Origin of the sequence: Deinococcus cellulosilyticus NBRC 106333 = KACC 11606, assembly GCF_007990775.1 — a bacterium.
In the GTDB taxonomy this organism is placed as follows: domain Bacteria; phylum Deinococcota; class Deinococci; order Deinococcales; family Deinococcaceae; genus Deinococcus_C; species Deinococcus_C cellulosilyticus.
Genome location: NZ_BJXB01000014.1, coordinates 165,048 through 171,390 on the forward strand (window position 1 = coordinate 165,048; position 6,343 = coordinate 171,390).

At 57.3% G+C, this 6,343-nt stretch carries 7 protein-coding genes and 1 riboswitch; of the genes, 2 read left to right on the top strand and 5 right to left on the bottom strand.

The features are described from left to right. Positions 1-12: 12 nt before the first annotated feature. Together DC3_RS16225 and DC3_RS16230 are read left to right on the top strand one after the other, a co-directional pair. A complete protein-coding gene (locus DC3_RS16225) occupies positions 13-381 on the top strand; it encodes a hypothetical protein (RefSeq protein ID WP_146886096.1) in 369 nt (122 codons plus the stop codon). A gap of 175 nt (positions 382-556) precedes the next feature. Further along, on the top strand, positions 557-1,036 hold the full coding sequence (locus DC3_RS16230; protein WP_146886098.1) for a GreA/GreB family elongation factor: 480 nt from the start codon (positions 557-559) through the stop codon (positions 1,034-1,036). Positions 1,037-1,109: 73 nt separating this feature from the next. On the opposite strand, the gene DC3_RS16235 is transcribed toward DC3_RS16230, so the two are convergent. From DC3_RS16235 to DC3_RS16255, 5 genes are all read right to left on the bottom strand, one after another. Then, the gene (locus tag DC3_RS16235) at positions 1,110-1,532 is read right to left on the bottom strand and encodes a hypothetical protein (RefSeq protein WP_146886100.1); all 423 of its coding nucleotides are present in this window, start codon (positions 1,530-1,532) and stop codon (positions 1,110-1,112) included. Between the two features lie 101 nt (positions 1,533-1,633). After that, entirely contained in the window at positions 1,634-2,266 is a 633-nt protein-coding gene (locus tag DC3_RS16240; protein WP_146886102.1) for a thiamine diphosphokinase, read from the bottom strand. Continuing rightward, entirely contained in the window at positions 2,263-3,207 is a 945-nt protein-coding gene (locus DC3_RS16245) for an ABC transporter ATP-binding protein (protein ID WP_146886104.1), read from the bottom strand. Before DC3_RS16245 ends, DC3_RS16240 begins: the two co-directional genes overlap by 4 nt. Then, positions 3,182-4,744 (bottom strand): ABC transporter permease, encoded by a 1,563-nt coding sequence (locus tag DC3_RS16250; protein ID WP_146886106.1) that lies wholly within the window; start codon positions 4,742-4,744, stop codon positions 3,182-3,184. The genes DC3_RS16245 and DC3_RS16250 overlap by 26 nt, the downstream gene beginning before the upstream one ends. Before the next feature lie 261 nt (positions 4,745-5,005). Continuing rightward, positions 5,006-6,031 (bottom strand): thiamine ABC transporter substrate-binding protein, encoded by a 1,026-nt coding sequence (locus DC3_RS16255; protein WP_146886108.1) that lies wholly within the window; start codon positions 6,029-6,031, stop codon positions 5,006-5,008. A gap of 37 nt (positions 6,032-6,068) precedes the next feature. Then, positions 6,069-6,183, bottom strand: a riboswitch (TPP riboswitch). Between the last annotated feature and the right edge of the window lie 160 nt (positions 6,184-6,343).

The following is a 6,343-nucleotide window of genomic DNA, read 5'->3' on the forward strand; positions in this document are numbered from 1 at the left end:
TATAATTGAAGGGTGCCAGACCACACCGAGCGAGATTTGTTGTTTGAACTCTTCCCGGACACAGCCCGCAAACTGTACCCGGAGGAGGGCCCCTCGGCCCCGACCCTCGGCCTGTACGCTGTAGATGGCGGGAAACTGGCCGTGGTCTACGGAGACCGCCTGCTGGAACTCGAACCCCTGGAAAAACACGCCAAACACGCAGTGATGTGTGACCTGTGCAACACCACCCTGAGCCGTCTGGATGCTGTGTTCTACCGGGCCCGCCTCAGTGACGGCCTGTTCCAGTACGTCAGCCTGTGTGAGCGCACCTCGGCCTGTCTGAACCGCACCACCAGGGCCAAATTGCAGCATCTGATTGAGCGTCTGGGCCTCATCGAATAGTCCTCTCCTTCCTGTGGCACAGCCAGCAGCGAAGCCCTCAAAGCGGGTGAAGGTCTGAAAACGATCCTTCGCCCGCACGAATTTTCACCCGCACCAGACAAATGTGTATTGTGTATTTGCAAAAACTGTGGCACAATGTCGGGCATCAATCTGAACCCCACTCTCGGAGGTAACGGTGAGCCGCGAAGTAAAACTCACTCAGGAAGGTTTTGAGCGCCTGAAAAGGACGCTGGAACAAGAACAAGAGCGCCTCGCAGAAGCCACTCGCATTCTCAGCGAGCAGATGGAAGCCGCCGATGACCTGGAAGACAATGGTCTCGAAGAGGCCAAACGCGAAAAACTGAACATTGAAACCCGCATTGAAGAACTTGAGGACATGCTCCTTCGGGCCAAGATCATTTCTCCTGCGGATCTCAAGGAAGAAAGCGTCAACCTCGGAGCCTACGTCACCCTCGAAGACGAAAAGACCGGCAAGCAGCTCAAAGTGCAACTGGTCAGTGCCTCCGAAGCCAAAGTGCTCGGTCGGGCCATCGTCTCCGAAGACAGCCCGGTCGGCACCCAGCTGCTTGGACGCAGAACCGGCGATTCCTTTGTCGTGAACCTCGACGAAGGCAAACGCCAGCTGAAGTACAAGGTGCTCGGGATCGAGTACTGAATTTCATCTGTTTGAAATCCCTCTCCAGCTGGAGAGGGATTTTTCATGTTGAGTGCCCACAAAGGGGCTGGCGTCAGGAAGCCTGCCCCTGGACGTAAGCAAAATAGGCCTTCACATTGGGCATGAAAGCCAGGGCAATGGCTGACAGACCATAAGCGGTGGCCATCCCGTAAGCCATGAAAATGACGCCCTTCAGCGCCCCTGGGTTTTGCAGGGTTTCAGAGACCCTGGCACTCAATTCCGTCAGGTGCATGCCTCCATTGAAGGTGGTGATGGCTGCAAACACCAGCAGGACCACCATGATCCATCGGGCCACAGCACTCCCGCGATAAACACTCCAGGCCAGCCAGAAGGTGAGTCCCACCCGAATCAACTGGGGAAGCCCAAAATTTCCCTGCAGCAGACTGGAAATGATCGTGAGCACATGGATCAAAAGAATCAGGCCAAGAATCACAGTTACAGTTCGGTGTCCACTCAAAATCATTTCTCTGGTCATACATATCTCCTGATTTCCATCATAGAGAAAGCCATGATGTCAGATCAGAGGATTTTGGCCTATTGAAATTGTCGCGATTGCATGAATGTCAGAGCATCAGATCATTCATGTTGCACAATCACCACGCCCAGCCCCTGTTCAATCCAGATGTTGACCTGATCTCCCACCGCCACATTGCTCATGGTCCAGCCTGAGCCGCGTTCCACATTCGCGTCAAAAAGTTCCCAGCGCACCCCCCGGATGTTCAGGTGGTGGAGGGGCAGGATGGACAGCACACTGAGGGTCTGCTCCAGGACAGTGCTGAGGATCAAAGGCTGGTGTGGGTGCAGGGGATGGACACTCTCTGTTCCACTGTGCAGCATGAGCTGGATCTGGGGAAAGCGGGTGGCGAGCAGGATGGCAGCCAGCGTGTGGTCTGTCCTGCCTCCCAGTGCGCCCCAGACAATGACGGTTTTTGCACCTCGCTCCAGGGCGTACTCCAGGGCAATTTCTGAATCCAGCAGGTCTTTGTCTGCGGGGTAGGGGATGCGCTCCAGATCGGGGTACCTGTGCAGGGCTTCTTCCGGTGTGGAATCAAAATCGCCCATCCATACGTCGGGTTTCACTCCCAGGGTTTCAACATGCTGGATGCCTCCATCGGCAACCACCACCAGGTCCGGGGGGGAGGTTTCAAGGATGTGCTGCATGTGCGCTGTGGGGTGCAGTTCGCCGTTGATCAGCACGTAGCAGATCATGGCCGGAACCTCTGCACCAGTTGCCGGTCAATTCTCAGGGGCAGGCTTGAGCCCGCTCTGATCTGCCAGTCAAAGGCCTCACGCTCACTGAAATGGATGGTGTACTGGGTGTTTTGCAGGTCCACCTGGGCCGCAATTTCACGGCCCAGACGCTCGATGGAGAGCACCCTGGCTGCTTTTTCGGTGGCATCGAGCTTGAAAGCGTACTGGGGAATGAAAAAATCATCGAACACGTTGTCATGGCCCAGAAAGTTCGCCACCCACCTGCTTTCAGGATGGTGGTACAGGTCGCTGGGGGTGCCCACCTGCTCGATTTTTCCTTCCCGCATCACGATCACCCGGGAAGCCAGTTTGAACGCCTCCTGCTGGTCGTGGGTGACCAGAATGGTGCTGCTGCGGGTTTCCCTGAGGGTGGCGAGGAGTTCGTTCTGCACCTCCTCCCGCAGTTGCTGGTCCAGGTTCGAAAAAGGTTCATCAAGGAGCAGGAGCCTGGGGTTCACGGCGAGGGCTCTGGCAACCGCCACACGCTGCTGTTGCCCTCCAGAAAGTTCAGTGACTCTGCGGCGCTCCAGGCCCTGCAGATTGACTTTTTCCAGCCAATCCAGGGCCACCTGCCCGGCCTGTTTCCTGGGTGTTTTGCGCTCAATCAGGCCGAACATCACGTTGGCAAGCACATTCAGGTGCGGAAACAGGGCGTAGTCCTGAAACACCAGCGAAAACAGTCTCTTTTCTGGAGGCAGGTGGGTGATCTCCTGATCGTCCCACAGAACATCCCCCTGATCTGGGTGCTCCAGCCCTGCCAGCACACGCAGCAAGGTGGACTTTCCGCAGCCAGAAGGACCCAGGATGGCCAGGGTCTCTCCGTCCTGCATGTTGAAACTGACCTTTGAGAGGGCCAGCGTCTGACCATATTGTTTAGAAACTGTTCTGACCTGCAGCATCTTCCTCAAGCACCCGGAACGCCAGATAGGTGATGCCTAAAAGCATACTGGATAATGCTGCAGCCTGCCCCAGGTTCTGTGCTCCGGGCCTCCCCAGGGTCTGGTAGATCAGGGTGCTGAGGGTCGTCCACTCTGGCCGCTGCAGAATCAGGGTGGCTGCAAACTCCCCGATGGCGCTTGCCAGGGCAAAAGCCGCGCCAGTGCGGATGCTGCCTTTCAAAAGCGGCAGAGTGACACGCATCCAGACCCGAATGGGGCTTGCCCCCAGCACCCTGGCACTCTGCACCATGGCAGGGCTGAGGGTCCTGAGGCCTGCAAGAACCGTGCGGGTCACGAAAGGATAGGCCAGCAGCGTGTATGCACCAATCAGCAGGGTCAGGCTTCCACTGAGGCCAGGGTAGGCCAGCAGGTACCCCACACTGACACTGACCATCGACACCAGAAAGGGCAGCATGCTCAGGGCATCCACGGCAGGACTGGCCCTCCTGAAGGTCACAACGGCCTGCAAGCCACCCACAACCAGAGACAGCAGCATGGCAGCCACCGAAAAACGCAGGGTGTTCCACAGGGCCTTCAGCGTGTCTGAAGTGAGGATGCCCTGATAAAACTGCCAGGTGAACCCCTCCTGTCCAAGCACACTTTTGAGAAACACACTCAGCAGAGGAGCCAGAGCAATCACCCCGGTCAGGCCCACCCAGAAAGCCACTTCCAGCCACTGCACTCCACGGGGCGCAGGCAGGACCCTGGCCCGAAATTCTCCGGTGGTGGATGTGCGTTTCTGCAGGGCCGTGTAAACCAGGGCAGCCAGTCCAGTGATCAGAAACTGAATCAGCACCAGAATGCCCGCCCTCGACAGGTCCAGCTGATACAGGGTCAGGGTGTAGATCTCCACTTCCAGCGTGCTGTACTTCTGTCCTCCAAGCAGCAAGGCCAGGGAGAAACTGCTGAAACAGTACAGGAACACCAGACTGAACGCCCCCAGCAGATGGGGCAGCACCAGAGGCAAAATCACCCTCAGGAGCACCCTGAAGCGGCTTGCCCCCAGCACCTGCGCAGCCTGCACGGCATTTGCAGGAATGCGCATGAGGCCCGCATGCACAAAACGCACAATCAGGGACTGGTTGTAAAAGACATTCCCCAGAATCACCAGAAAAGCCGTGTCCTGCAGGTGCAGGCCCGTGAGCCCTCTGGCCCCCACCAGACTGAGAATCCCCATCGCAGCCACAATGCCCGGAGTCACCAGGGGCAGCATCAGAACACGCATCAGGCCTCTTTTGAAAGGAAAATTGTATTTTGCCAGCGTCAGTGCTGCCGGAACCCCCAGCAGCGCAGAAAGAACGCTGGAATACGTGGCCTGCTGCAGGGACCAGCCGATCCGTTCCCAGTAGTACTTTTCCCCCAGCACAGAGCGCAACTGCTCCACAAAACCAGCCTCCACCCCTGCGAGAATGGCCCGGACAAAGGGATACACCAGAAAAAAGCCCAGAAATCCCACAGGGATCAGGGCCAGGAGGAAGGTGGTCATGGGACGCTGCATGAGGTTTCCTTGTCTGGGGTTGCTGAGGCCAGATCCCCCTGTCCCTCGTTTCACTCGGGACGGTCCCCGCCAGCTTTGGGGGACGGTGTGGGCGTTTGAGAGGGCTTGGGGCCAGATCCCCCTGCTTATCGCATTCTGCTTGAAGCTGTCCCCCTTAAGGAAGGAGGACTGGATGTGCGCCTGGCATGCTTTTCAATCCAGTCATCCACCAACCCCCCTTCGTTAAGGGGGGACCACCGAGCAAAGCGAGGTGAGGGGGGATCACAGATCCTTCGGATCGGCGTTCCGGAGCACCACCTTGCTCCAGTTCTCCACCCATTTCTGTTGTCCTGCAGCAATCTCTTTGGGGGTCAGGGTCTTGGTGTACACCGGGGTGGCGGCGTAACGGTAGGTGGCGTCCAGTTTGATGCCAGGGATGACGGGGTAGACCCACATCTGGGTTGGGATGTCACTCTGAGCTTCTTTCGAGAGCAGGAAATCGATGAATTTCTTCGCCATCTCGACGTTCTTGCCCCCTTTGATCAGGGCTGCGCCTTCCACCTGCAGGAAGGTGCTCCCGGGCAGGAAGAGGTTCGCAGTGGGGCTGCTCTGGGGTTTTTTCTCGGCGTAGAAGACCTCGGCAGCAGGGGAGGAGGAGTAACTGACCACAATCGGGCGTGAGCCACCGTTCTTGCTGAATTCGGTGTAGTAGGCATCATCCCAGCCTCTGGCGACTTTCACCCCATTGTCCCGCAGGCCGGCCCAGAAGCTGTAAGCCCCTTTTTCTCCGAGTTCCTTGATGGTCGCAAGCAGGAACGCCAGACCTGGACTGGAAGTGGCGGGGTTCTCCACGACCAGCAGGTTTTTGTACTCGGGTTTCAGCAGGTCCTTCAGGGTTTTTGGGAGGGCCAGTTTGTTCTTCTGGAAGTAGGCCTTGTCGATGTTGAGGGCCACATGGCCGTAATCGATGGGATTGAAGGCACCATTCAAGAGGTACTTTTTGGGCACATTCTTCAGGGCAGGGGACTGGTAAGGGGCCAGAATGTCTGCATCCAGTGCTCTGGACAGCAGGGTGTTGTCGATGCCGTACACCACATCTGCAATGGGGGCACTCCTGGTGAGGATCAGTTTGGAGACCATCTCTCCGGCGTCTCCAGCCTCAATGAATTGCAGTTTGACCCCATTGTCCTGCTCAAATTTGGCAAGCAGTTTCTTGTCGAGGTTGAAAGAACTGTGGGTGACCACGCGCAGTTCGGCGGCCTGCGCAGTGGCGAGCAGGGACAGGGTGAAAAGCAGGGTCTTTCTCATGAAAAAATCTCCTTTCGCGTCGAAAGGAGAGAATGCCTGACTTGGGTGTGCACTCTCCCTCCGCTGGTCCGAACCAGATCAGGTGATGGGGTATGATCTCAGCCCCGATGCACTTTGAACGTGCAACATGTGGGGCACCCCCGGTGACGCAATGGGCAGTATACCTCACAGGAGGGTGAGGCAGCATGAAAGTTGAGCATACGGAATTGCCGAGGGCCGAGGGCTGATCTGCAACGCTTCTGCATCAGCATTTTGCGCTGATTGTATGCCTGGGCTTTTGCTTATCATGCCCTCGGCCCTCGGCTCTGCGCT

Coding starts and splice junctions, on each gene's coding strand:
- DC3_RS16235 (WP_146886100.1), bottom strand. CDS start 1,532: ATGACCAGAGAAATGATTTTGAGTGGACACCGAACTGTAACTGTGATT.
- DC3_RS16240 (WP_146886102.1), bottom strand. CDS start 2,266: ATGATCTGCTACGTGCTGATCAACGGCGAACTGCACCCCACAGCGCAC.
- DC3_RS16245 (WP_146886104.1), bottom strand. CDS start 3,207: ATGCTGCAGGTCAGAACAGTTTCTAAACAATATGGTCAGACGCTGGCC.
- DC3_RS16250 (WP_146886106.1), bottom strand. CDS start 4,744: ATGCAGCGTCCCATGACCACCTTCCTCCTGGCCCTGATCCCTGTGGGA.
- DC3_RS16255 (WP_146886108.1), bottom strand. CDS start 6,031: ATGAGAAAGACCCTGCTTTTCACCCTGTCCCTGCTCGCCACTGCGCAG.